19 protein-coding genes are annotated in these 25,519 nt (G+C 71.5%); 7 read left to right on the top strand and 12 right to left on the bottom strand.

Translation table 11 applies throughout. The annotated features are described in order from the left end of the window. Nucleotides 1–371: 371 nt before the first annotated feature. The gene (locus ACF07V_RS24250) at nucleotides 372–2,057 is read right to left on the bottom strand and encodes a ribonuclease J (protein ID WP_392157043.1); all 1,686 of its coding nucleotides are present in this window, start codon (nucleotides 2,055–2,057) and stop codon (nucleotides 372–374) included. A gap of 100 nt (nucleotides 2,058–2,157) precedes the next feature. Beyond that, nucleotides 2,158–3,057, bottom strand: coding sequence for a 4-hydroxy-tetrahydrodipicolinate synthase (gene dapA, locus ACF07V_RS24245; RefSeq protein WP_392157041.1), 900 nt, complete (start codon nucleotides 3,055–3,057; stop codon nucleotides 2,158–2,160). Between the two features lie 336 nt (nucleotides 3,058–3,393). On the opposite strand from dapA, the gene ACF07V_RS24240 reads away from it, so the two are divergent. Continuing rightward, nucleotides 3,394–3,633: a hypothetical protein gene (locus ACF07V_RS24240; protein WP_351193305.1), complete on the top strand. Its 240-nt coding sequence runs from the start codon at nucleotides 3,394–3,396 to the stop codon at nucleotides 3,631–3,633. A 54-nt stretch (nucleotides 3,634–3,687) separates the two neighbouring features. Beyond that, the gene (locus ACF07V_RS24235) at nucleotides 3,688–4,248 is read left to right on the top strand and encodes a hypothetical protein (RefSeq protein ID WP_392157039.1); all 561 of its coding nucleotides are present in this window, start codon (nucleotides 3,688–3,690) and stop codon (nucleotides 4,246–4,248) included. Here ACF07V_RS24235 and ACF07V_RS24230 read toward each other — a convergent pair. The 6 genes from ACF07V_RS24230 to eccD form a co-directional block, all read right to left on the bottom strand. Next, the gene (locus ACF07V_RS24230; RefSeq protein ID WP_392157037.1) at nucleotides 4,238–4,690 is read right to left on the bottom strand and encodes a hypothetical protein; all 453 of its coding nucleotides are present in this window, start codon (nucleotides 4,688–4,690) and stop codon (nucleotides 4,238–4,240) included. The two genes, ACF07V_RS24235 and ACF07V_RS24230, sit on opposite strands and share 11 nt — an antisense overlap. 5 nt (nucleotides 4,691–4,695) lie before the next feature. Then, nucleotides 4,696–5,448 (bottom strand): 4-hydroxy-tetrahydrodipicolinate reductase, encoded by a 753-nt coding sequence (gene dapB, locus ACF07V_RS24225; protein WP_392157036.1) that lies wholly within the window; start codon nucleotides 5,446–5,448, stop codon nucleotides 4,696–4,698. Nucleotides 5,449–5,473: 25 nt separating this feature from the next. Continuing rightward, nucleotides 5,474–6,853 (bottom strand): M16 family metallopeptidase, encoded by a 1,380-nt coding sequence (locus ACF07V_RS24220; RefSeq protein ID WP_392157034.1) that lies wholly within the window; start codon nucleotides 6,851–6,853, stop codon nucleotides 5,474–5,476. After that, entirely contained in the window at nucleotides 6,850–9,066 is a 2,217-nt protein-coding gene (locus ACF07V_RS24215) for a polyribonucleotide nucleotidyltransferase (protein ID WP_392157032.1), read from the bottom strand. The genes ACF07V_RS24220 and ACF07V_RS24215 overlap by 4 nt, the downstream gene beginning before the upstream one ends. A gap of 283 nt (nucleotides 9,067–9,349) precedes the next feature. After that, complete coding sequence (rpsO, locus tag ACF07V_RS24210) at nucleotides 9,350–9,640, bottom strand: 30S ribosomal protein S15 (protein ID WP_015036567.1); 291 nt, start codon at nucleotides 9,638–9,640, stop codon at nucleotides 9,350–9,352. A gap of 203 nt (nucleotides 9,641–9,843) precedes the next feature. Beyond that, nucleotides 9,844–11,316, bottom strand: coding sequence for a type VII secretion integral membrane protein EccD (gene eccD, locus ACF07V_RS24205; protein WP_392157031.1), 1,473 nt, complete (start codon nucleotides 11,314–11,316; stop codon nucleotides 9,844–9,846). Between the two features lie 226 nt (nucleotides 11,317–11,542). Here eccD and eccCa point away from each other — a divergent pair, with 226 nt between their 5' ends. Next, nucleotides 11,543–15,496, top strand: a complete 3,954-nt coding sequence (gene eccCa, locus ACF07V_RS24200) for a type VII secretion protein EccCa (protein ID WP_392157029.1) — start codon at nucleotides 11,543–11,545, stop codon at nucleotides 15,494–15,496. 119 nt (nucleotides 15,497–15,615) lie between these two features. Then, the gene (locus tag ACF07V_RS24195) at nucleotides 15,616–15,900 is read left to right on the top strand and encodes a DUF397 domain-containing protein (RefSeq protein ID WP_392157028.1); all 285 of its coding nucleotides are present in this window, start codon (nucleotides 15,616–15,618) and stop codon (nucleotides 15,898–15,900) included. A 63-nt stretch (nucleotides 15,901–15,963) separates the two neighbouring features. Here the strand turns inward: ACF07V_RS24195 and ACF07V_RS24190 are convergent, their stop codons facing one another. From ACF07V_RS24190 to eccB, 4 genes are all read right to left on the bottom strand, one after another. After that, nucleotides 15,964–16,254: a WXG100 family type VII secretion target gene (locus ACF07V_RS24190; RefSeq protein ID WP_017235850.1), complete on the bottom strand. Its 291-nt coding sequence runs from the start codon at nucleotides 16,252–16,254 to the stop codon at nucleotides 15,964–15,966. 53 nt (nucleotides 16,255–16,307) lie between these two features. Beyond that, the gene (locus ACF07V_RS24185) at nucleotides 16,308–16,658 is read right to left on the bottom strand and encodes a WXG100 family type VII secretion target (protein WP_351193332.1); all 351 of its coding nucleotides are present in this window, start codon (nucleotides 16,656–16,658) and stop codon (nucleotides 16,308–16,310) included. Between the two features lie 190 nt (nucleotides 16,659–16,848). Next, nucleotides 16,849–18,111, bottom strand: coding sequence for a type VII secretion-associated serine protease mycosin (mycP, locus tag ACF07V_RS24180; protein WP_392157026.1), 1,263 nt, complete (start codon nucleotides 18,109–18,111; stop codon nucleotides 16,849–16,851). Nucleotides 18,112–18,123: 12 nt separating this feature from the next. Further along, nucleotides 18,124–19,668 (bottom strand): type VII secretion protein EccB, encoded by a 1,545-nt coding sequence (gene eccB / locus ACF07V_RS24175; protein ID WP_392157024.1) that lies wholly within the window; start codon nucleotides 19,666–19,668, stop codon nucleotides 18,124–18,126. Nucleotides 19,669–19,858: 190 nt separating this feature from the next. On the opposite strand from eccB, the gene eccE reads away from it, so the two are divergent. The 3 genes from eccE to ACF07V_RS24160 all read left to right on the top strand — a co-directional run bounded on the left by eccE (nucleotide 19,859) and on the right by ACF07V_RS24160 (nucleotide 25,443). Beyond that, a complete protein-coding gene (gene eccE / locus ACF07V_RS24170; RefSeq protein WP_392157022.1) occupies nucleotides 19,859–21,163 on the top strand; it encodes a type VII secretion protein EccE in 1,305 nt (434 codons plus the stop codon). Further along, a complete protein-coding gene (locus ACF07V_RS24165; RefSeq protein WP_392157020.1) occupies nucleotides 21,163–21,936 on the top strand; it encodes a hypothetical protein in 774 nt (257 codons plus the stop codon). The genes eccE and ACF07V_RS24165 overlap by 1 nt, the downstream gene beginning before the upstream one ends. Nucleotides 21,937–22,164: 228 nt before the next feature. Further along, nucleotides 22,165–25,443, top strand: a complete 3,279-nt coding sequence (locus ACF07V_RS24160) for an SCO5717 family growth-regulating ATPase (RefSeq protein WP_392157019.1) — start codon at nucleotides 22,165–22,167, stop codon at nucleotides 25,441–25,443. Nucleotides 25,444–25,519: the final 76 nt, after the last annotated feature.

Raw genomic sequence — 25,519 nt, 5'->3', positions numbered from 1 at the left:
CGAAGATGGACGGGGTATCAACTAATCTGGCGTTGATTTTTGGCACGCTGTTGAGTTCTCAAGGTGCGGACGCTTCCTTCGTTCCTGTTTCCAGGACTTCCGGGCGCTTCCTTCGTTTCCGACTCTATCAGATCTTTCCGATCCGATTTCCTCGGTGCTTTCCGGTCCCGAATTTGTTTTTCTTCGAGGCCTTCCGGCGTGTTCCGACTTTATCAGAAGTTCTGAGTCGGATTTCCCGCCTCCCGGTTCCTCCTCCGGGCGCACGTCGGCGCCGGGGACTTCCCGATCTGGCGGAGCCGTAAACGTACTGGAGCGGGGCGCCCCGATGCAAATCGAGGGGCCCCGCTCCGGTGACGCGCTGGTCAGGCGGCTCAGACCTCCACGACGACCGGGAGGATCATCGGGCGGCGGCGGTAGGTGTCGGAGACCCACTTGCCGACGGTGCGGCGGATCAGCTGCTGGAGCTGGTGGGGTTCGACGACGCCGTCCTGGGCCGACTTGTTGAGGGCCTGGTCGATCTTCGGGATCACCGCGTCGAAGGCGGAGTCCTCGATGCCGGAGCCTCGGGCGTGGATGTTCGGGCCGCCCACGATCTTGCCGGTGGAGGAGTCGACCACCAGGAAGACCGAGATGATGCCTTCCTCGCCGAGGATGCGGCGGTCCTTGAGGGAGGTCTCGGTGACGTCGCCGACCGAGAGGCCGTCCACGTACACATAGCCCGCCTGGACCTTGCCGGTGATGCGGGCGCGGCCGTCGACCAGGTCGACGACGACGCCGTCCTCGGCGATGACGATGTGGTCCTTGGGGATCCCCGTCATCGCGCCGAGCTCGGCGTTGGCGCGCAGGTGGCGCCATTCGCCGTGGACCGGCATGAGGTTCTTCGGCTTGCAGATGTTGTAGAAGTACAGCAGCTCGCCGGCCGAGGCGTGGCCCGAGACGTGGACCTTGGCGTTGCCCTTGTGGACCACGTTCGCGCCCCAGCGGGTCAGGCCGTTGATCACGCGGTAGACCGCGTTCTCGTTGCCCGGGATGAGGGAGGACGCGAGGATCACCGTGTCGCCGGGGACGATGCGGATCTGGTGGTCGCGGTTGGCCATGCGGGACAGGGCCGCCATGGGCTCGCCCTGGGAACCCGTGCAGACCAGCACGACCTCGTCGTCCGGCAGGTCGTCGAGGGTCTTCACGTCCACGACGAGGCCGGCCGGGACCCGGAGGTAGCCCAGGTCGCGGGCGATGCCCATGTTCCGGACCATCGAGCGGCCGACGAAGGCGACCCGGCGGCCGTATTCGTGGGCGGCGTCGATGATCTGCTGGATGCGGTGCACGTGGCTGGCGAAGCTGGCCACGATGATGCGCTTCGGGGCGTTCGCGAAGACGTTCCGCAGGACGTTCGAGATGTCCCGCTCCGGCGGGACGAAGCCCGGGACCTCGGCGTTCGTCGAGTCGGACAGGAGGAGGTCGATGCCCTCCTCGCTGAGCCGCGCGAACGCGTGGAGGTCGGTCAGGCGACCGTCCATCGGGAGCTGGTCCATCTTGAAGTCGCCGGTGGCGACGGCCATGCCCGCGGGGGTGCGGATGGCGACGGCCAGGGCGTCCGGGATGGAGTGGTTGACCGCGACGAACTCGCAGTCGAAGGGGCCCAGGTTCTCGCGGTCGCCCTCCTTCACCTCGAGGGTGTAGGGGCGGATGCGGTGCTCCTGGAGCTTCGCCTCGATGAGGGCGAGGGTCAGCTTGGAGCCGATGAGCGGGATGTCCGGCTTCAGCCGGAGCAGGTACGGGACGGCACCGATGTGGTCCTCGTGGCCGTGCGTGAGCACGATGCCCTCGATGTCGTCGAGGCGGTCCCGGATGATGGTGAAGTCCGGCAGGATCAGGTCGATGCCGGGCTGCTCCTCCTCGGGGAAGAGGACGCCGCAGTCGACGATCAGCAGACGGCCGTCGAACTCGAAGACCGTCATGTTGCGGCCGATCTCGCCGAGGCCACCGAGCGGGATGACGCGCAGGCCGCCCTTGGGCAGCTTCGGCGGGGCGCCGAGTTCAGGATGCGGATGACTCAAAAGACTCTCCTCACCATGCGCGCCACGTACCGGTCGGGCACGTGGCGCGCATGACAATCGTGCACTTGCTGTTGTCAGTGTTCAGTTGTGAAGTCTGTTGTCAGAGTTCTACCCCGCCGGCGGCCAGGTCGACCTTGAGCTGGGCCGTCTCCTCCGGGGAGAGCTCGACGAGCGGCGGGCGCAGCGGGCCGGCCGGGAGGCCCTGGAGGGCGAGGGCGGCCTTGGTGGTCATGACGCCCTGGGTGCGGAACATGCCGGTGTAGACCGGGAGCAGCTTCTGGTGGATCTCGGTGGCCTTCTGGACCTCGCCGCCGAGGTGGGCGTCGAGGAGGGCGCGGAGCTCCGGGGTGACCAGGTGGCCGACGACGGAGACGAAGCCGCAGGCGCCGACGGAGAGCAGCGGCAGGTTGAGCATGTCGTCGCCGGAGTACCAGGCGAGGCCGGAGCGGGCGATGGCCCAGCTGGCGCGGCCGAGGTCGCCCTTGGCGTCCTTGTTGGCGACGATGCGCGGGTGCTCGGCGAGGCGGACGATCGTCTCGGTGTCGATCGGGACGCCGCTGCGGCCGGGAATGTCGTACAGCATGACCGGGAGGCCGGTGGCGTCGGCGATGGCCGAGAAGTGGCGGTACAGGCCCTCCTGCGGGGGCTTGTTGTAGTACGGCGTGACGGCGAGCAGGCCGTGGGCGCCGTCGCGCTCGGCGGTGCGGGCCAGTTCGATGGAGTGGTGGGTGTCGTTGGTGCCGATGCCGGCGACGACGTGGGCGCGGTCGCCGACCGCCTCCAGTACCGCTCGTACGAGCTCCGATTTCTCCGCGTCGCTGGTGGTCGGGGACTCGCCGGTGGTCCCGTTGATGACGAGACCGTCGTTGCCCGCGTCCACCAGGTGGGTGGCGAGTCGCTGGGCGCCGTCGAGGTCGAGTGCGCCGTCCGCCGTGAAGGGCGTGACCATGGCGGTGAGGACCCGCCCGAAGGGGGTCTGCGGAGTGGAGATCGGAGCCATGGGTAACACGCTACTCGCTGCTCAGCGCCTGGTGTCCCTTAGGGGGACAGGAGAAAGGGAGCCCGGCGCTGCCTGCTCGGGGGTTCAGGCAGCGCCGGGTCCGTTTGATCAGCCTAGATGAACTTCGTGAAACGTCGCAATACGGACACTTCGCATCGTGTGTTCGGACATGTGTGCCGCACCGGGCTGCACAGTCCTCCAATGGCTGCGACCTCCCCCACGACCGCGTCCTACCGGAGGATGAGATACGGCCGGTTTGATGAAAAAGGGCACCAAAACGTCTGTTCCGTCGTCTGTACCTGTGACGCATGACGACAAATGAGGAGAGTGGCTCTGATGTTCCGCCGGCGAGAGGCCGTACCGTTCGCGTTCGTCGCGGAGGCCGACCACTTCCGCAGTAACGTCACTCCACCGCCCCGGGAGCGCCTCAGTGCCTCGCAGATCGTGGGTCGCAGCCTGCTCGGGCTGACCGTCGTGGCCGGCCTCGTCGGGTCCCTCATCTTCGGGATGCCCTCGCTCCAGTCGGGTGACTCGGCCACTCGTCAGCAGCAGTCCGAGGCCTCCGACAACCGCTGAGGTAGCCTCACCGGGCACTGCCCCTTCGAGCGTGCTTGTGAGTGAGGACCTGTCGTGCCCCTGCCCTTTCTGACGGCCGACCGTGCTTTTGACACGACCGACCAAGTCGCCCTGCCGTTCGACGACCACGATCAGTGGCGCCGTCCGTACCGGCCGGGCTCGTGGCGGGTGGGGGCGGCGGCGCTCGCGCTGCTGCTCGCCTCGTTCGTCCTGCTCGCCGCCGTGATCATCGCGTTCGCCGGTGCCTTCGGCGGCGCGGGCGTCACCTTCGGCATCGCCGCGCTCGTCATCGCGGCCGCCCTGCGGTCGCTGCGCATGGGCGCCTGGGTGAGCCGCGCCGGCGTGCGGCGCGTGGGCTTCCTCTCGACCGTCACCGTGCCCTGGGCGAAGGTGACCTCCGTACGCACCGCCCAGCAGCCGGTCCGCTGGCTGGGACTCCCCCGTACCGTCCAGGGCCAGGCCCTGGTGCTCGACCGGCAGGGTGGTGAGCAGCTGCTGCTGCTCACCGACCACAACGCCGACTTCCTCTCCCGGGTCGAGGCCTTCGACCGGGCGGCCGACTCGGTCGAGGCCTGGACCGCCGAGTACGGCACGGCCCCGGCCGCTACGCGCTGACCGGACGCCCCTCGTGGAGCGCGATGGCGCGCTGCATCGCCTTGCGCGCCCGGGGGGTGTCCCGGGCGTCGTGGTAGGCCACCGCGAGCCGGAACCAGCAGCGCCAGTCCTCGGGTGAGTCCTCCGTCTCGGCCTTGCGCCGAGCGAAGACCTCGTCGGCCGAGTCCCGGAGGATCCGGCCGCCCTCCGTGCGCTGCAGCTCGTCGACGGGCAGGCCGCCCTCGGCCTCCAGCTCCGCGGCCAGGCGGTTGGCCCGGCGCGCGAAGCTGGTGTTCTTCCAGAGGAACCAGCCGCCGACGGCGGGCAGCAGGAACGCCACGGCGCCCATGCCCATGGCGGCCGGCTCGCCCGTGAGGAGGAGCAGGACGCCCTCCATCGCCACCACTCCGAAGACGAGCACGAGCACGGTGGCCAGGAAGACGTACGTGATCTTTCCGCCCATGGCCGTCAGCCCAGGTCCAGGAAGTGCTCCAGGCCGAAGGTGAGGCCCGGAGTGGTGGTCACGCGGCGGGCGCCCAGGAGGATGCCCGGCATGAAGCTGGAGTGGTGCAGCGAGTCGTGCCGGACCGTGAGGGTCTCGCCCTCACCGCCGAGCAGCACCTCCTGGTGGGCCAGCAGGCCCCGGAGGCGTACGGCGTGCACGGGGACGCCGTCGACGTTCGCCCCGCGCGCCCCGTCCAGGGCGGTGGTCGTGGCGTCGGGCTGCGGAGCGCAGCCTGCCTTCGACCGGGCCTCGGCGATCAGCTGGGCGGTGCGGGTGGCGGTGCCGGAGGGGGCGTCCACCTTGTTCGGGTGGTGCAGCTCGACGACCTCGACCGACTCGAAGTACGGGGCCGCGATCTGCGCGAACTTCATGGTGAGGACCGCGCCGATGGAGAAGTTCGGCGCGATGAGGACGCCGGTCGCCGGGGAGGCCGCGAGCCAGCCCTTGAGCTGCGCGAGACGGTCCTCGGTCCAGCCGGTGGTGCCGACCACCGCGTGGATGCCGTGGCGCACGCAGAAGTCGAGGTTCTCCATCACGGAGTCCGGGGTGGTCAGCTCGACGACGACCTGGGCGCCCGCCTCGGTGAGCGACTCCAGACCGTCGCCGCGGCCGAGGGCCGCGACCAGTTCCATGTCCTCGGCGGCCTCGACGGCCCTGACCGCCTCGGAGCCGATGCGGCCCTTGGCTCCGAGGACCGCCACGCGCAGCTTGCTCATTGCTCTTCCTTAGGGGACTTGTCGATCAGGAGACGGCCTGGTGGAGGCGGTCCGCCTGCTTGTCCTTCAGCGGGCCGATCACCGACAGCGAGGGCCGCTGCTCCAGTACATCGCGGGCGACCTCGCGGACCTCGTCCGGGGTGACCGCCGCGATCCGGGTCAGCATGTCGTCGACCGACATCTGGGTGCCCCAGCACAGCTCGCTCTTGCCGATGCGGTTCATCAGCGCGCCGGTGTCCTCCAGGCCGAGCACGGTCGAGCCGGAGAGCTGCCCGACGGCGCGGGTGATCTCCTCGTCCGTGAGGCCGTCGGAGGCGACCTTGTCGAGCTCGTCACGGCAGATCTTCAGGACGTCGTGGACCTGGCCGGGCCGGCAGCCCGCGTACACCCCGAAGAGGCCGCAGTCGGCGAAGCCCGAGGTGTACGAGTACACGCTGTAGGCCAGGCCGCGCTTCTCGCGGACCTCCTGGAAGAGGCGGGAGGACATCCCGCCGCCGAGGGCGGTGTTCAGCACGCCGAGGGCCCAGCGGCGCTCGTCGGTGCGGGCCAGGCCCGGCATGCCGAGGACCACGTGGGCCTGCTCCGTCTTGCGGTTGAGGAGCTCCACACGGCCCGCCGTGCGGAGGGTGCGCGCCCCCTCGCGGGGGGCGACCGGCCGGGCGTCGGTACGGGTCAGGGCGCCGGCCTTCTCGAAGGCGCGGCGGACCTGGCGTACCACCGTGGCGTGGTCGACGTTGCCGGCGGCGGCGACGACCAGATGGGTCGGGTCGTAGTGCTTCTTGTAGAAGCGGGCGATCTGGCCGCGGCTGAGCGCGTTGATCGTGTCGACGGTGCCGAGGACCGGGCGGCCCAGCGGGGTGTCGCCGAACATCGTCTGCGCGAACAGCTCGTGCACGACGTCACCGGGGTCGTCCTCGGTCATCGCGATCTCTTCGAGGATGACGCCGCGCTCGGCGTCCACGTCCTCGTCGAGGATCAGCGAGTCGGTGAGCATGTCGCAGACGACGTCGATCGCCAGCGGCAGGTCGGTGTCGAGGACCCGGGCGTAGTAGCAGGTGTACTCCTTCGCCGTGAAGGCGTTCATCTCGCCGCCGACCGCGTCGATCGCGGCGGAGATGTCGAGGGCGGACCGCTTGTGGGTGCCCTTGAAGAGGAGGTGCTCCAGGTAGTGGGTCGCGCCGTTGAGCGTCGGGGTCTCGTCGCGGGAGCCGACGTGCGCCCAGATGCCGAAGGTGGCGGAGCGCACCGAGGGGAGGGTCTCGGTGACGATCCGCAGGCCGCCGGGGAGGGTCGTGCGGCGGACCGTGCCGATGCCGTCCCTGCCCGGGAGAAGCGTTTGGGTACGGGCGACGGCCCGCCCCTCCGAAGAGGGGCGGGCCGTCGCGCGGGAACTACGGGACGTCACTTGGCAGCGTCGTCCTTGTCACCCTCGGCGTCCTCGTCCGCGATCACGGGGATCAGGGAGAGCTTGCCGCGCTGGTCGATCTCGGCGATCTCGACCTGGACCTTGGAGCCGATCGCGAGCACGTCCTCGACGTTCTCCACGCGCTTGCCACCGGCGAGCTTGCGGATCTGCGAGATGTGCAGCAGGCCGTCCTTGCCCGGGAGCAGGGAGACGAAGGCACCGAAGGTGGTGGTCTTGACGACCGTACCCAGGTAGCGCTCGCCGACCTCCGGCATGGTCGGGTTGGCGATGCCGTTGATCGTGGCGCGGGCGGCCTCGGCGGCCGGGCCGTCGGCGGCACCGATGTAGATGGTGCCGTCGTCCTCGATCGTGATCTCGGCGCCGGTGTCCTCCTGGATCTGGTTGATCATCTTGCCCTTGGGGCCGATGACCTCACCGATCTTGTCCACGGGGATCTTGACGGTGATGATCCGCGGGGCGTTCGGGGACATCTCGTCCGGCGTGTCGATCGCTTCCATCATCACGTCGAGGATGTGGAGGCGGGCGTCGCGGGCCTGCTTGAGGGCCGCGGCCAGGACGGAGGCCGGGATGCCGTCCAGCTTGGTGTCGAGCTGGAGGGCGGTGACGAACTCCTTCGTACCGGCGACCTTGAAGTCCATGTCGCCGAAGGCGTCCTCCGCACCGAGGATGTCGGTGAGGGCGACGTAGTGCGTCTGGCCGTCGATCTCCTCGGAGATCAGACCCATGGCGATACCGGCGACGGGGGCCTTCAGCGGCACACCGGCGTTCAGCAGGGACATGGTGGAGGCGCAGACCGAGCCCATGGACGTCGAACCGTTGGAGCCGAGGGCCTCGGACACCTGGCGGATCGCGTAGGGGAACTCCTCGCGGGTCGGGAGGACCGGCACGAGGGCGCGCTCGGCGAGGGCGCCGTGGCCGATCTCGCGGCGCTTGGGCGAGCCCACGCGGCCGGTCTCGCCGACGGAGTACGGCGGGAAGTTGTAGTTGTGCATGTAGCGCTTGCGGGTCACCGGGGAGAGGGTGTCCAGCTGCTGCTCCATGCGGAGCATGTTGAGGGTGGTGACGCCCAGGATCTGGGTCTCGCCACGCTCGAACAGCGCCGAGCCGTGCACGCGCGGGATGGCCTCGACCTCGGCGGCGAGCGTACGGATGTCCGTGATGCCGCGGCCGTCGATGCGGACCTTGTCCTTGATGATCCGCTCGCGGACCAGCTTCTTGGTCAGCGCGCGGTAGGCACCCGAGATCTCCTTCTCACGGCCCTCGAAGGCCGGGAGGAGCTTCTCGGCGGCGAGGTCCTTGATGCGGTCGAGCTCGGTCTCGCGCTCCTGCTTGCCGGCGATGGTGAGCGCCTGGGCGAGCTCGCCCTTGACGGCGGCGGAGAGCGCCTCCAGGACGTCGTCCTGGTAGTCGAGGTAGACCGGGAACTCGCCGGTGGGCTTGGCGGCCTTGGCGGCGAGGTCCGACTGGGCCTTGCAGAGGACCTTGATGAAGGGCTTCGCGGCCTCGAGACCGGCGGCGACGACCTCCTCGGTCGGCGCCTCGGCGCCGCCCTTGACCAGCTGGATGGTCTTCTCGGTGGCCTCGGCCTCGACCATCATGATCGCGACGTCGCCGTCCTCCAGGACGCGACCGGCGACGACCATGTCGAAGACGGCGTCCTCGAGCTCGGTGTGCGTCGGGAACGCGACCCACTGGCCCTTGATCAGGGCGACACGCGTGCCGCCGATCGGGCCGGAGAAGGGCAGGCCGGCCAGCTGCGTGGAGCAGGAGGCGGCGTTGATCGCGACCACGTCGTACAGGTGGTCGGGGTTGAGCGCCATGATCGTCTCGACGATCTGGATCTCGTTGCGCAGGCCCTTCTTGAAGGAGGGGCGCAGCGGCCGGTCGATCAGACGGCAGGTGAGGACGGCGTCCTCGGAGGGGCGGCCCTCACGGCGGAAGAAGGAGCCGGGGATCTTGCCGGCCGCGTACATCCGCTCCTCGACGTCCACCGTCAGGGGGAAGAAGTCGAGCTGGTCCTTGGGGCGCTTCGAGGCGGTGGTCGCGGAGAGGACCATCGTGTCGTCGTCCAGGTAGGCGACGGCGGAGCCGGCGGCCTGCTTGGCCAGACGGCCGGTCTCGAAGCGGATGGTGCGGGTACCGAAGGCGCCGTTGTCGATGACGGCCTCGGCGTAGTGGGTCTCGTTCTCCACTATGGGTTTCTCCTACGTGTTCGTCTTTGCGTCCTTCGGCCCGTGTGGCCGGGGACGGTGTGCGACGGGGGCGGAGAAGCTCGCCTAGGGTGCGGGCCGGTCTTCGATCGAAGCACCCGGGCATTCGTTTCCGGGGGCCACTACCGAGGACCGGCGGCTGGCCGGCGGCTTCGCGCTCGTCGTATGGGGTTGTGCGACCAGACTAAGTGCCGATGCGCACTTTGTGCACGTACAGCAAAGGGAGCGGCCCCCTGAAAGTGGGAACCGCTCCCTCTACGGCGTCTTACTTGGCGCCGCCGGCCGCACCGCGGCGGATGCCGAGGCGGTCGACCAGCGTACGGAAGCGCTGGATGTCCTTCTTGGCCAGGTACTGCAGCAGGCGGCGGCGCTGGCCGACCAGGATCAGCAGACCACGGCGGGAGTGGTGGTCGTGCTTGTGCTGCTTGAGGTGCTCGGTCAGGTCCGAGATGCGACGGGACAGCATGGCGACCTGGACCTCGGGGGAGCCGGTGTCGCCCTCCTTGGTGCCGAACTCGGCCATGATCTGCTTCTTGACAGCGGCGTCGAGAGCCACGCGGATCTCCTCTAGGTGTTCGTGCGCCCGCGAGTGCCCCTGGTCTGGGTCTCAGGGGAAGCTTCCGTGACTTCACGGGCGAAGGTCCGATGGGCGCAGCTTCCAGAGGCTTCCGAGTGATCTCGGGGGCTTTCCGGGAGCGCGTACACAAACGGCCGTCACACAGCGTACCAGGGCGGCGGAGCGGTCCGTCGCCCGGTGCCTCACTTGCTGGTGAGGGAGCGGACCCGGGTGAAGACGTCGAGGACGGCGAGGGCGAGCGGGACGAGGGAGAGCAGGACGAAGCCCTCGGCCAGGTCGAGCAGCCGGCCCCAGAAGGGCGAGAGGCCCTTCCTCGGGATGATCAGGCCGATCGCGGTGATCAGCGCGGCGCCGGCGGCGACGGCGGCGGTCAGCCAGATCGTACGGATGTCGAGGCCGCCGCGGTCCCCGTACATCAGGAGGTCCTTGACCAGGTCGGCCGGCGGGTTGAGGGAGAGGCCGAGGACGAGCAGCGCGATGGCGGCGATGCCGGCGACGAGGACGCAGGCGACCTGCGAGGTGTACCGGAAGAGCCGGGCGCGCAGCAGCATCGCGAGGCCGGCGGTGAGGGCGAGGAGCTGGCCCCAGACGTTCCCGGCGAAGCCGAGGACGGCGGCGGTGCCGACGACGACGGCCGCGCAGCCGCCGACCAGGCCGAGGAGCATCTCGTGGCCGCGCCGGGCCTGGAGCGCGATGCGCTCGCCGTCGACGGGCTGCGCCTCCTCGCCCTGCTGCGGGTCGCCGAGGAACTCGTCGTCGGTGGCGCTGCGCGGGGCGGCGTAGCCGATGGGGAGGCGGGCGAAACGGGCGGAGAGGCCGGGCAGGAAGGCGACGAGGCCGATGGCGACGGGGGCGCAGGCGGCGGCCGCCTCGGTGGCGGTGGCCTCCGTGAGGATCATCAGGAAGGTGGCGAGGGTGCCGACGCCGGCGAGGAAGGTGGCGGCCACGAAGGGGGCGTCACCGCTGGGGGTGAGCGCGACGAGGGCCACGGAGGCGACGAGGACGGTGACGCAGCCGAGCAGGAACTGCAGGCGGCCGGGGCCCTGGCCGGCGTCGGCGGCGATGATGCCGGAGCCGGCGATGAGGAGCAGCGGCAGGGCGCCGAGGCCGAGGGCGACGGCGGTCGCCCGGTCCGCGTAGACGCGGGCGCGGACGCCGGCGAAGGCGGTGAGGAGGAGGCCGGCGGCGCCCGCGATGATCCCGGGGAGGCTGTGCATGTCGTGGCGGACCGGGTCGGCGAACCAGAGGACGAAGCCCATGAGGACGAGGAGCAGCACGCCGCCGACGAGTCCGGCGCCGCGCAGCAGCTCGTCGCTCCACAGGTGCCGGTCGCGGGTGACGGCGGAGGCGACGGCGTCGGACACGTCGTCGTAGACGGCCGGCGGCAGGGACTGGGCGAAGGGGCGCAGGGAGAGCACCTCGCCGTCGAGGACCTGCTGGGCGGCGAGGGTGCGGGCGCCGTCGAGGACGGATCCGTCGCGGCGGACCAGGTGGTAGCCGGTCGGGGTGCCGGCCGCCTGGGTCTGGCCGGTGAGGCGCAGGATCTCCGGGTAGACGTCGGCGACGGCGATGTCCTCCGGGAGCGCGACGTCGATGCGGCTGTCCGGCGCCACGACGGTGACGCGGCAGAAGCCGGTCGCTGCGGTCGTACTCACGTGTGTGGACCCCCTGATTCGCGGTTGCGCCCGTCGGATTCGCGGTTGCGCCCGTTCTGATTCGCGGTTGCGCACGATGCGCGCGCCACCCTACCGGGGACGGCCGGTGGGGGCTGCAAGTAGGATCGCCGTCCCATGGGGGAAGTCCGCGCGCTCGGCTGCCGACAGGGGTGGCGTGCGGATGCTCCCGCCACGAGCCCGCCTCCAACGAGGGATTGATGCGCCGGTGAGCCAGATCGTCGTCAAACGCCCGCCGAGGTCCCTTCCTCCGGAAGTGCCCGGTGAGGAACTGGTCCTGGAGTCTCCGCCGGAACTTCCGCGGGGGCAGCAGGAGTCGGCGCTGATGCAGCTCCTGCCGATGCTCGGCATGGGTTCTTCGGTCGTCTTCTTCTTCATGACGCCGTCGCCGATCATGCGGATCATGGGCACGCTGATGCTGGCGTCGACGGTCGCGATGGCCGTCGCCCAGTTCGTGAGATTCCGTCGCGGTACGCAGGGGCAAATGGCCGATGTCCGCCGCGACTACCTCAAATACCTCGCGCAGACCCGGCGTACGGTCCGGCGCACGGCGCGCAAGCAGCGGGACGCGCAGCTGTATCTGCACCCCGCTCCTGAGCAGCTGTGGTCGGTGGTGGCCGAGGGTTCCCGGGTGTGGGAGCGGCGGGTCGGCGACCATGACTTCGGGCAGGCGCGGATCGGCCTCGGGGCCCAGCAGTTGGCGACGCCGCTCGTGGCGCCGGACACGGCTCCGGTGGACGAGCTGGAGCCGCTGTGTGCGGGTGCGATGCAGCAGTTCCTCGCGGTGCACGGCACGTTGGACGGGCTGCCGATGGCGGTCTCGATGCGGGCGTTCTACCACGTGACGGTGTCGGGCGAGCCGGAGTCGGCGCAGGCGGCGGCGCGGGCGCTCGTGGCGCAGCTGGTGACGCTGCACTCCCCCGACGACCTGATGCTCGCCGTGGTGGCGGCGCGGCCGGCGCAGGAGCGCTGGGACTGGACGAAGTGGCTGCCGCACACCCAGGTGCCGGGGCAGGTCGACGGGGCGGGTACGAAGCGTCTGTTCGGCGACGACCTCGGTGAGCTGGAGAACCTGGTCCGCTCGAAGCTGGACGGGCGGACCCGGTTCTCCCGGGAGAGCGCGCCGGTGCTCGACCAACCGCACGTGGTGGTGGTGCTCGACGGCGGGATGGTGCCGCCGGACTCGATGCTCGCGGCCCCGGAGGGCCTGCAGGGCGTGACGATCGTGGAGGTCGTCTCCGGTGAGCTCGACGAGCCGCGCGGTGGCCTCTCGGTGGTGGTACGGCCGGGCCGGCTGCGTCTGGAGTCGGGCGGCGGCTTCGCGTACGAGGGGCTGCCGGACGGCATCTCGCTGCCGGCGGCCGAGGCGCTGGCCCGGCAGCTGGCGCCGCTGCGGATGGGCGGCGGGGACGACGACGAGCCGCTCCTCGCCAACCTGGACTTCACGGATCTGCTGAACCTCGGCGACGCGGCCTCGGTGGACGTGGCGCGGACCTGGCGGCCCCGGTCGGTGGCCGAGCGGCTCCGGGTGCCGATCGGTGTCGGCGAGGACGGCCAGCCGGTCATGCTGGACCTGAAGGAGGCGGCGCAGGAGGGCATGGGCCCGCACGGTCTGTGCGTCGGCGCGACGGGTTCCGGCAAGTCGGAGCTGCTGCGCACGCTGGTGCTCGGTCTCGCGGTGACGCACTCCTCGGAGACGCTGAACTTCGTCCTCGCGGACTTCAAGGGCGGCGCGACCTTCGCGGGCATGTCGCAGATGCCGCACGTGGCGGCGGTCATCACCAACCTGGCCGACGACCTGACGCTCGTGGACCGCATGGGCGACGCGATCCGCGGCGAGCTCCAGCGGCGGCAGGAGCTGCTGCGCTCGGCGGGCAACTACGCCAACATCCACGACTACGAGAAGGCGCGGGCGGCGGGTGCTCCTCTGGAGCCGCTGGCCTCGCTGGTCCTGGTGATCGACGAGTTCTCCGAACTCCTCACCGCCAAGCCGGACTTCATCGACATGTTCATCCAGATCGGCCGCATCGGCCGTTCGCTGGGTGTCCATCTGCTGCTCGCCTCGCAGCGCCTTGAAGAGGGCAAGCTGCGCGGCCTGGACACGTACCTCTCGTACCGGATCGGTCTGCGGACCTTCTCGGCGGCGGAGTCGCGCACGGCGATCGGTGTCCCGGACGCGTACCACCTGCCGTCGGTGCCGGGTTCCGGCTACCTGAAGTTCGGCACGGACGAGATGACCCGCTTCAAGGCGGCGTACGTCTCGGGGACGTACCGGACGGGCGGGCCGCGTCTGGAGATCGGGCAGATGCCGGTGGAGCGGCGGCCCGCGCTGTTCACGGCGGCCCCGGTGCCGGTCGTGTACGCGGCACCGGACCCGGCCTATCTGACGGCGCAGCGCAGCGAGGAGGACGACGCGCTCGCGGACACCGTCCTCGACGTCATCGTGCGGCGCCTGGAGGGCCAGGGGGTGCCGGCGCACCAGGTGTGGCTGCCGCCGCTCGACCAGGCGCCCTCGCTGGACCAGCTGCTTCCGGGGCTCGCGCAGACCGCGGACCGGGGGCTCACGGCGACGGAGTACACGCGTCAGGGCGCGCTCACCGTGCCGCTCGGCCTCATCGACAAGCCGTTCGAGCAGCGGCGCGAGGTGCTGTACCGGGACTTCTCCGGCGCGGCCGGTCACATGATGGTGGTCGGCGGTCCGCAGTCCGGCAAGTCGACGATCATGCGGACGCTCGTCTCCTCGTTCGCGCTCACCCACACGCCGGCCGAAGTGCAGTTCTACTGCCTGGACTTCGGTGGTGGCGGCATGGTGTCGCTGGCCGATCTGCCGCACGTCGGCGGGGTGGCGTCCCGGCTCGACCCCGAGCGGGTGCGCCGGACGGTCGCGGAGGTCATGGGCGTCCTGAACCGGCGGGAGGAGTTCTTCCGCGCGCACTCCATCGACTCGATCGCGACCTACCGGCGCAAGCGGGCGGCGGGCGAGCTGCCGGGCGAGGCCTGGGGCGACGTCTTCCTGATCGTGGACGGCTGGGGGAGCTTCCGCAACGACTACGACATGCTGGAGCCGATCGTCTCCGACATCGCGGCGCGCGGTCTGGGCTACGGCATCCACGTGGTGATCACCGCCGCCCGGTACATGGAGGTGCGGGCGGCGCTCAAGGACCAGATGCTGGGCCGGCTCGAACTGCGGCTCGGTGACGTCATGGACTCCGAGTTCGACCGGAAGGTGGCGGCGAACGTGCCGACCGGCGTGCCGGGCCGTGGCCAGGTGCCGGAGAAGCTGCACTTCATGGGGGCGCTGCCGCGGATCGACGGGTCGAGCTCGTCCGCCGACCTGGCGGACGGCACGGCGGCCTTCGTCCAGGCCGTGAAGGCGAGCTGGACCGGGGCCCCGGCGCCGGCGGTGCGGCTGCTGCCGCGCAAGCTGCCGGCGGAGCAGCTGCCGAAGGGCTTCGAGTACCCGCAGCACGGCATCGCGATCGGCATCGACGAGACGAACCTGGAGCCGGTGTTCGTCGACTTCGAGTCGGATCCGTTCTTCCTGATCTTCGGCGAGAGCGAGTCCGGCAAGACGGCGCTGCTGCGGCTGATCGCCAAGCAGCTGTGCGAGCGGTACTCGCCGGAGCAGGCGCGGATCGTGGTGGGCGACTACCGGCGGACGATGCTGGAGGCCGTGGCGCCCTCGCACCTCCTGGAGTACGCGCCGATGGCCTCGGCCATGCAGATGCACATGGACGCGGTCAACACGGTGATGACGAAGCGGGCGCCGAAGCCCGACATCACGCCGCAGCAGCTGCGCGACCGCAGCTGGTGGTCGGGTCCCCAACTGTTCGTCCTGGTCGACGACTTCGAGCTGGTGGCCACCAACTCGGGGAACCCGCTCGCGGTTCTGGTGGAGAACCTGCCGTTCGCGCGGGACGTCGGCATCCGGTTCATCGTGGCGCGCAGCCAGGCGGGCGCCTCCCGCGCGATGTACGAGCCGTTCATGCAGCGGATGCGGGAGCTGGGCGCGCAGGGCGTGATCCTCTCCGGCGACCCGCAGGAGGGCGACATCCTCGGCAGTGTCCGGGCGCGGCCGATGCCTCCGGGTCGGGGCACGTTCGTGTCGCGGAAGCGGGGGACGCCGCTGGTGCAGCTGGGCTGGCTGCCGGAACAGCACTGAGTCCGGGGAGCGGCCCGGAGTTCCCGAACGGCGGGGAGCTCGCGGAACAGCCCGGAGCGGAGCGGTCCCTCCCACTAATGTGGGAGGGACCGCTCGACCACCGCGAAGGGGAAGCGCCGATGACCGACGCCCACGAGACCACCACCGAGAGCGCGGACGCCGCTCTGGCCGCCGAGAAGGAGCGCCAGAAGGAGGAGCTGTACGCGCTCGACATCTCCGGCGTCGAGTGGGAGGGCGCCCCGGGGACGAGCCCGGACGAGGAGCGCGTGGAGATCGCCCGGCTGCCCGAGGGCGCGGTGGCGATGCGCTCGTCCCTCGACAAGGACACCGTGCTGCGCTACACGAAGGCCGAGTGGGACGCGTTCGTCCTGGGGGCCCGTGACGGCGAGTTCGATCTGCGCTAGCGGACATGCGTGAGGGGGTGGCCCGTCGGAACGGGCCACCCCCTCACGCGTGCGTGCAAGGACTCACATCATGCGGAACCGGGCCGCGTTGCCCTTGTCGGTGTCCTGGTAGCCGGCGACCGACTCGTCGAGGAGCTGGGCGATGCGCGCCAGGTCCTGGTTCATGCCGGCCATGTCGCGGGTCAGGCGGTCCTGGCTCTCGCGGTAGGCGATCTTCGCCTCGCCTTCCCAGTTGGAGGCGACGCGGTTGACCTCGGCCATGAGGTCGTCGAGCTTCTGCGTGAGGGTGCTGGAGGTGAGGCGGGTGTCGGCCGCCGCCTGCGTCACGGTGTCGTAATTGACCGCAGTGGTCATGGTCTTGACTCCTCGGGTGAGAGTGGCGCGGAGGACTGGTCGGGTCGGACGGCTCAGATGCCGAGGATGGCGCTCTGGCCACCGGAGGCGCCGGCACCGGAGCTGTTGTCCATCTGACGGAAGGACCGCAGACGGTCCTCCTCCTCCTGCGAGAACCCGTCGGCGCTCATGCGCATGATCTCCTCGAGCTTCGTGAGCTCGGCGCGCATGCTGCGCAGGCGCTGGTTCAGGTCGTTCTGGACCCGGTCGTACTCCTTGCTCGCAGCGCCCTGCCAGCCCGCCTGAACGCGGTCCACCACGCCGTTGAGGGAGGTGATGCGGGCCTGGAGCTCGTCGGAGAAGTCCTGGATCCGGCCGGCGAGCTTGACTTGTTCGGCACTGGTTACGTTCAGGTCTTTCGACATCTTGCCCCTTCTTCCTTCGGTGGCTGCGACGGACGGGCCGTCGGGCCTTCCGGTCTTGATGCGGACGGGAATCTTCTGATGCCGCCCCCGTGCTGGGTTCGCACTGCCGTGCCCCCAGCGGTCACTGTAGCCATTGACGGCGGCAGTTCCAACTGCAAAGGGAGCACCCGATACTTGACCGGTACGCGCGTCATCGGGCCTCCCTTCTGCGGCGGCTGTCGCGGATCACGGTGGCGGTCCCGGCGACCACGGCCACCAGGACGCCTCCGATCCCCAACGTGTAGGTGGCGAGCCGTTCGGAGCGCTCCTGGGGCGTCTCCGACAGCGCCAGACGGGCCGGCTCGGGAGCCGGCGGCTTGGCCGGGCCCGGGTCGGGCACGGGCGAGGAGGCGGGCGTCCCGGGCTGGTCGGCGAGCGCCCGCACCGGGTCGATCACTCCCCAACCGACGTGGTCGTCACGGCCGTTGACCGAGCGGACGGCGGTCTGCTCGATACGGGTGACGATCTGGGCCGCGGTCCACTCCGGGTACTTGGCGCGGAGCAGGGTCGCGACGCCGGCGACGTACGGGGCGGAGAAGCTGGTGCCGTTGTCGACGCACTGCCCGCCGCCGGGGACGGTGGAGACGATGTCCACGCCGGGGGCGGCGACGCCCACGAAGTCGCCGGACTGGGAGAAGGCGGCGCGTTCGTTGTTGCGGTCGGAGGAGGCGACGGCGAGGACCCCGGGGAACGCCGCGGGGTAGGTCTTCTTGGACTTCCCGTCCATGCCGTCGTTGCCCGCGGAGGCGACGACGACGACGTCCTTCGCGATCGCCCTGGCCACGGCCTTGCCCATGGGCGAGTCCGGGGTCAGGGGCTGGGTGGTGTCCTGCGAGATGTTGATGACCCCGGCGCCCTTGAGCAGGGCGTAGTCGATCGCCTGGGCCATGGTGTCGGACTTGCCGCTGTTCTTCTCGTCGTTCTGCCGGATCGGGATGATCGTGGCCTCGGGGGCGAGGCCGACGAAGCCGGTGCCGTTCCGGGGGCGGGCGGCGATGATGCCCGCGACCTTGGTGCCGTGCCCGACCTCGTCGACGGTGCCGTCGGTCTTGCCGCGCTTGTCGTCGCCGTAGGAGGGGTTGTTCTTGTCGGGCTTGAGGTAGTCCTTGCCCGACTTGGCGTCGACGGCCTTGCGCAGCTGCGGGTTGACGTCGTCGACGCCGGTGTCGATGACGGCGACCCGGACGCCCTTGCCCTTGGTGTCCTGCCAGAGCTCGTCGAGGAGGACCCGCTGGAGCGGCCAGGGGGTGCCCTCGATCTGCTTCTTCATCGGGAAGGTGCACTCGCCGCTGCCGTCGAGGGCCGGGCCGTCGGGGCCCGGCCGGCCGGGTGCGGCGACCGCGGCGGGCGCGGCGAGGAGGGCCGTGAGGGTGCCCGCGGCGAGCAGGGCGACCGTGCGGTTCGTCGTCGTCACCGGTGCCACCCCCTAGGAACCCTGCGGCTGACGCGCGCTGTTGGTGTCAAGCCGTGGCCCCTTGGAGAGGAACTCCGACCATTCGATCGGTACGAGGACCGGCTGGACCTTCTCGTAGCCGAGACGCTTCTGGGCGTCGCTGGGTTCCGGCCTGCCGTCGGTCTGCTTCTGCTCGCCCGCGCCGATCTCGGAGTGGGCGGAGTCGCTGTCTCCGTTGGCCTGGACGGCGTACCGCAGGCCGGTGTCGGTGACGAGGAAGAGGGAGCCGTCGGGCGTCTTCTGCTTGCCCTGGATCTGGGTGTAGAGGAGGCCGGTGCCGGGGGTGACGTACGTGCTGGTGCCGCCGGCCGTGATGTCGGCGGGGTACGTGCTGCCGGCCCAGGTGGTGAGCTTGGTGTCGCCCTTCTCGCTGACGTCGGTGAGGACGCTGCAGACGGTGTCGCGGGCGCCTTCGCCGGTGGCGGCGTTGACCTGCTTGGACTTCAGCGTGGGCCAGTGGACGCCGGCGTGGAAGAGGGTGGGGTCCGGGACGAAGTTGGGGGCGTCGACCGTGGTGGCCTCGCCGTCCATGTCCAGGTCGCGGGTCTCCGGCGAGTTGATGAGCAGCCAGGCGGTGAAGGGGGTGACGGGCTGGATCCGGCCGGGGAGCACGACGTAGTACTGGGGGCCCGAGCCGGTCTGGGCGAGGAGGACCATGCCGATCCGGTTCTCGGTCCCGTCGAGGGTGCTGTCGGGGATGTCGGTGGGGGTGCCGACCTGGCCGTCGATGTGCGGGAAGTCGATCTCGTCGCCGGTCTTCAGGGTGGCGAGCCAGTCGTCGGTGACGGCCTGCGGCTCCTTGCCGAGACCGACGAGGGCGGTGAGGAGCCCGGGCCGGTCGGCCTTCACCGGGTACTTGGTGCCGGTGTGGTCGACGAGGAACTGGGCGCTGCCCTTCTGGCCCTTGACGTACAGGACCTCCCCGTTCTTCAGCTGGTTCGCGCCCTCGGTCCGCCGGGCGTCGCGCTCGGCGAAGAGGAAGGTCGCCTTCTGCACGCTGGCGCCCTTGCCGCCGCCGGGCTGCTCGCAGACGGCCCAGCGCTTCTTCTTGCCGGCGTCCTCCGCGACGGGCAGCCGGTCGGGGGCGTACGGGATGCCGAGGATGGCACCGCGCGGCGGCTTGCCCTCGTCGAGCTTCTTGTCGTCGACCTGGATGACCTGGAACTGGTCGGGGTTGAGCAGCAGCCGGGCGGAGGCGAGGTTGAGGACGGGGTGGAGCAGGGTCTTCTTGTCCTTGCCCTTGCCGGTCTCCAGGACGACGTAACGGGTCGTCGACTGCTTGCCGACGATGACCCGGGTGCCGGGGGTGTCCCAGCCCTTGGGGGCCGTGGGGCTGAACATGCCCCAGGCGCCGAAACCGGCGACGACGAGCGCGGAGACGATCAGGCCGGGGACGACCGCGCGCAGCGGCTTCGGCGCCCCCTCCTCCGTACCGGACGGCGAGGGTTGGAGGAATGCCGCCACCGTGCGCTTCTTCGCAAAGGTGTACGCGTTGAGCTCGTCCCGCCGCGATGCCATGAGTCCCCATTCTCGTCAGGCGCGATCTTCGCGCGGGGCCCCCGGGCGATGACACCCGGGCCCCGGCCTTCGGACCGGCCCCCTACTATGCCTGCTGTCCCGTGGGGTTCGTGGGGCGGGTAGGGTGATCCGGCCGCCAAAGCCCTGGCGGGCCAGGGTCATCGGGACGAATTGAGGGGGATTCTCCATCATGGCTTCCGCGAGGCGGAGGCGGCCCGCCGCGGCCGCTGCCTCCACACCCCCGTCCACGGGACCCGTCCCCTCGGTCTCACCGAGGCTCCAGGCACGTCCCGGACACTTCGGTTCGTTCCGATTGCAACAGCTCGTACTGATCGAGGTGGCTGCGGCGCTGCTGCTCCTCGCCTGGGTCGTCGAGCCGATGCTGCTCGTTCCCGCGGGTGTGCTCGCCGTCGTGCTGCTGCTGCTCGCCGTGGTGCGCCGGCACCGCCGTTCGCTGCCCGAGTGGCTGGGCACCTTCCTCGCGCTGCGCGCCCGCTCGCGCCGGGCGGCCTCGCTCACGGTGCCGGAGGGCACCGAGCCGGGGTTCGCGCCGCTCGTGGAGTGCGATCCGGCGCTGCGGACCTACGCGTACAGCGACCGTGACCGGCGTCCGGTCGGGATGGTCGGCGACGGCACGTTCCTGACGGCCGTCCTGCGGGTCGAGTCGGACGGCACGGCGCTGCGCCCGGACCGCGCCGCGAAGCCGCTGCCCGTCGGGCTCGTCCGGGACGTGCTGAGTGTGGACGGCATCCGCCTGGAGTCGGCGCAGATCGTGCAGCACACGCAGCCGGCGCCCGCGCCGCACCTGCCCGCGCAGTCGATGGCGGCCCGCAACTACGGGCCGCTGCAGGCGCAGACGGGTTCCCCGGCCGTGCGGATCACCTGGATCGCGCTCAAGCTCGACCCCGAGCTGTGCCCGGAGGCGGTCGCCGCGCGCGGCGGCGGCATGACCGGCGCCCAGAAGTGCGTGGTGCGGGCGGCGGACCAGCTGGCGAGCCGGCTCGCGGGCGCCGGGTTCCGGGCGAGCGTGCTGACGGAGCAGGAGCTGACCTCCGCGCTCGCCACGTCGAGTTGCGCCAGCCCGATGGCGATAGCGCAGGCGGGCCGGGGGCAGGCGCAGGGGCGCAGGACCCAGGAGACCGCGCGGACCTGGCGGGTGGACGACCGGCGGCACACGACGTACTGGGTGGGGCGCTGGCCCCAGTTGGGCGGCCGGAGCGGCGGCGCGGGTGCGTCGATGCCGCAGCTGGTGGCCCTGCTGACCTCGCTGCCCGCGCTCGCGACGACGTTCAGCCTGACGCTGAGCGGCGGAGACCGGCAGGAGGTGACGGTGACCGGACACGTGCGGATCACCGGACGCAGCGACGAGGAACTGGTGGCCGCGCGGCACGAGCTGGAGCGTGCGGCGCGCGGGGTGAGGACGGGTCTGGTGCGCCTCGACCGGGAACAGGTGCCCGGCGTCCTGGCGACGCTGCCGCTGGGGGGTGCGCGCTGATGTCCACCGCCTCCTTCGGTACCCAGCCTTCCTCTTCCGCCGCTCCGTCCCGGCGTACGGGGCGGGCCACGCGGCCCCGGTTCGGTTTCGGGCTCGTCGGGCCGCGCCGCGACCGGCACTCCGTACCCCTGGAACAGCTGGAGGCGCTGGCCCTGCCGGTCGGCGACGACGGCATGGTGATCGGCGTGGACGCCGAGAGCCGCCCGGCCGTGCTCGGCATCAACCGGCCCGTCCCGTACGACGTCACCCTCATCGGCGGTCTGTGGACCGCGCAGGTCCTGGCCCTGCGGGCGGCCGCGACGGGCGCCCGGGTGGCGGTCGAGACCGGCCGCGCGCAGGCGTGGACGGCCCTCGCGCAGGCCGCGGGCGGCGGCCAGCCGTGCATCACGCTGCACGACGTGGGCCGGGTGCCGCCGCAGGGTGCCTCGGCGGGCAGTCCGGTGGTCGTGGTGCGCGACTGCGGCATGCGGCCGCCGCGCGGCCGGGTCGTGTCGGCGCCCTGGCAGTCGGTGGTGACGCTGCTGCCCTATCTGAGCCCGGTGGCGCCCCGGCTCCTGGAGAAGTCCTCCCTGGTCGGGGTCCAGCGGGTGTCCCCCGACGAGGCGGCGCAGATCGGCCGGATCATGAGCCTGCCGCAGCACGAGTACGAGGCGCTGTCCACGCTCGCCGACGGGGTGACCCTCTGGTGCACGCAGAACGACCGCCAGTTCGTGATGACGCAGGCGACGGACGCCGAGACCGGATTGTTGGGCGGCGCGCGCCGCATGGACTGAACGGCGGCCTCAGAGCGCGAGGTCGTTCAAGTACGTCCGTTTTTGCATCGTTTTGAACGGTGGGGGTTCTCACTCTGCGGCGCGACCGGGTCACTTGGGGCCCGGACGGGTTCGCGGAGGCGGGCGCGGAGGGGCCGTCGGCCCTGCCCGGGGGCGGCCCGCGGCGATTAGGGTGGAAGGGCCCCGCCCACCACGGCACAAGGGTGCTCGACCACACCAGGAGGCAAAGTGAACGGCGATCGCGACGAGATCCCCGGGGGTTGGAATCCGCCCGCCGACGATCAGTCCGACGCGGATCCCGCCGAGATGACGGGTGAGTTCACCATCGACTACACCCCGCCCGCCTGGTACACGCAGAACGCGTCGGGCGGTACGGGGGCGGGCGGTGCCACTCCCCCGCCGCCGAGCGGAGCGCCGGTCGCCGTGCCGGGTCTCCCCGCCGGCAGCGGCTTCGAGCCCAGCTGGAACATCGCCCCGCCGGCCCCGCCTGTGGTGCCCGCGGCTCCCGCGCCCGCGCCCGTTCCGGCGACCCCGCCCGTCGCGCCGCCCGTGGCTCCCGCACCGGTGCCGCAGGCCGGCACGGTGCCTCCGGCGGGGGTTCCTCCGTTCGGTGCACCGGGTGAGGCCGCGCCTGCCGCGCCCGGTCCTGTCATGCCTGGTCCTGTCACGCCTACTGCCGTCACGCCTGCCGCGGGCGCGCCCGCGTTCGGGCCCGGAGCGCCGGTGCCGGGTGCGCCGGTGCCTGGTGCTCCGGTGCCGGGTGCGCCGGTGGCCGACGCCTCGCTGTCGCCCGCCTCCCCGCCGTCCGTTCCGTCCGTCCCGGCGCCCGCTCCGGAGACGCCCGCGGCCGCGGCCTCGTTCGGGGGCGGGGAGATCGAGAGCGGCGCCACGATGCGGTTCTCCCCCGCCGCCCTCCAGCGCGAGATCGCCGAGCGCACGGCCGAGAAGGCGGAGGACGCGGAGGGCTCGGAGGGCTCCGCCGGTTCCTCGGCGCCCGCCACCGCCGACGCGGCGGACGCCGCACAGGACTCCCCTGCCGTTCCCGGCGACTTCGCCGCCGACGGCGCGGACGGCATTCCCACGGACACCGACGACGCGGCGGCTGCCGAGGCGTCGAGCTCGTCGGACGGTTCGGAGGGTTCGGACGACGTGGAGACGGCCGAGGCCGCCGCCTCCGACACCGCCGGCCCTGAGGACGAGCCGGCCGCGCCCGTCGCGGAGACGGAGACCGGGACGGAGACGGGTGTCGAGACCGGCACCGAGGCGGAGGCCTCCACCGCTCCCGCCGCCCCCCTCCCTGCCGCGCAGCCCGTCGCCGACGCGCCGCAGGGCTTCGGGCCCGGCGCGGCCCCCGGCCCGTACGACACCGCCGCCGGCGCTCCGGGAGCCTTCCCCGGCGCCCCGGCCGCTCCCGGGCCGTACCCGGCCGCGGGCCCGCAGGCCGGGCTGCCGCCGCTGCCCCCCTCCTTCCAGCCGGCCACCCCCGAGCCCGCGCAGCAGTGGCCCGCGCAGCCCGCCCCGGGTGCCCAGCCGGTGCCGCAGGCCGCGCCGATGCCGCCCGCCGCGCCCTGGCCGGCTGTACCGCCGCAGGCTGAGCCCCAGGCGCCCGCCGGTTACGGCTACCCGCAGCCCGCCCAGGAGCCCCAGGCCCCGCAGGCCCCCCAGCCGCCGGCCCCGCAGGGCGGTTACGGCTTCCCGCACCCCGGGACGCCTCCGCAGCAGGCCGGTTACGGCTACCCGCAGCAGCCCGGCGCGCCCGGCGGTGTCCCGCCGCAGGCGCAGGCGCCCGGCGGCTACGGCTACCCGCACCCCGGAGCCGTACCCCCGCAGGCCGCGCAGGCTCCGCAGCCGCCGTACGACGGTCAGCCGCCGGTGGATCCGCGGACCGGTGCCGCCTGGCCCTCGCCGGTGACGCACGACCAGCGGGAGCGTTCCGTGCCGGGCGCCCCGCTCGGCTACAACGCGGCCGTCGAGCTCTCCTCCGACCGGCTCCTGCGCAACAACAAGCAGAAGCCCAAGTCCAGCCGGAACCCCGGGGCCGCCAACCGCTTCAAGCTCGGCGGCAAGAAGGAGGAGGCGGAGCGGCAGCGGAAGCTGGACCTGATCCGCACGCCGGTCCTCTCCTGCTACCGGATCGCGGTCATCTCGCTCAAGGGCGGTGTCGGCAAGACCACGACGACCACCGCGCTCGGCGCGACCCTCGCCACCGAGCGCCAGGACAAGATCCTGGCGATCGACGCCAACCCGGACGCCGGCACGCTCGGCCGCCGGGTGCGGCGCGAGACCGGGGCGACCATCCGCGACCTGGTGCAGGCGATCCCGTACCTGAACTCGTACATGGACATCCGCCGGTTCACCTCGCAGGCGCCGTCCGGCCTGGAGATCCTCGCCAACGACGTGGACCCGGCCGTCTCGACGACCTTCAACGACGAGGACTACCGGCGCGCGATCGACGTCCTCGGCAAGCAGTACCCGATCATCCTCACCGACTCGGGTACGGGTCTGCTGTACAGCGCCATGCGCGGGGTCCTCGACCTGGCCGATCAGCTGATCATCATCTCCACGCCTTCCGTGGACGGCGCCTCCAGCGCCTCGACGACGCTCGACTGGCTCTCGGCCCACGGCTACGCGGACCTGGTGCAGCGCTCCATCACGGTCATCTCCGGCGTCCGCGAGACCGGCAAGATGATCAAGGTCGAGGACATCGTGCAGCACTTCCAGACCCGCTGCCGCGGTGTCGTGGTCGTGCCCTTCGACGAGCACCTGTCCGCCGGCGCCGAGGTCGACCTCGACATGATGCGGCCGAAGACCCGGGAGGCGTACTTCCACCTCTCGGCGATGGTGGCCGAGGACTTCGTACGGGCGCAGCAGGCGCAGGGGCTGTGGACCGGTGACGGCCAGGGCGCGATGCCGCCGCACATGGCCCCTCCGATGCCGGGTCAGCCGATGCCGGGACAGCCCATGCCGGGACAGCCCATGCCCGGTAAGCCCATGCCGGGTCAGCCGATGCCGGGACAGTTCGCTCCCGGACAGCCGGTCCCCGGACAGCCGATGCCCGGTCAGCCGATGCCGGGTCAGCCGATGCCGGGTCAGGTGCCCGGTCAGCCGCTGCCCGGCCAGTTCGCTCCCGGACAGCCGGCCCCCGGTCAGCCGTACGCTCCCCAGGCGCCGCAGCCCGGTCAGCCGTACCCGCCGCAGGCCTACCCGCAGCCGGGACAGCCGATGCCGGGCCAGCCCATGCCGGGACAGCCCATGCCGGGTCAGGTGCCCGGTCAGGCCGGTCCGATGCCGGGTCAGTTCGCGCCCGGCCAGCCCGTCCCCGGACAGCCCTACGGCCCCCCGCCGGGTCAGCCGTACCCGCCGCAGCCGGGGCAGCCCGGGCAGCCGGGCGTGCCGCAGGCCTGGCAGCAGCCGCAGGACGGAAGCGAGTCTCAGCCGGGGCAGCCGCTGCCCCCGCAGGCGGACCCGCAAGGCCCTCCGCAGGCGCCGCCAGCCCCTCAGCAGTAGGGCGTCACAGGATTAGACCAATGAGGCTCCGTATCGGCTCACCGATACGGAGCCTCTTGGCGTTCCCGCAGCCCAC

The organism is Streptomyces sp. NPDC015661 (assembly GCF_043077765.1).
Taxonomy (GTDB): Bacteria; Actinomycetota; Actinomycetes; order Streptomycetales; family Streptomycetaceae; genus Streptomyces.
The sequence above is the reverse complement of the archived record's forward strand: the minus strand, read 5'-3'. Positions and strand labels throughout refer to the sequence as shown.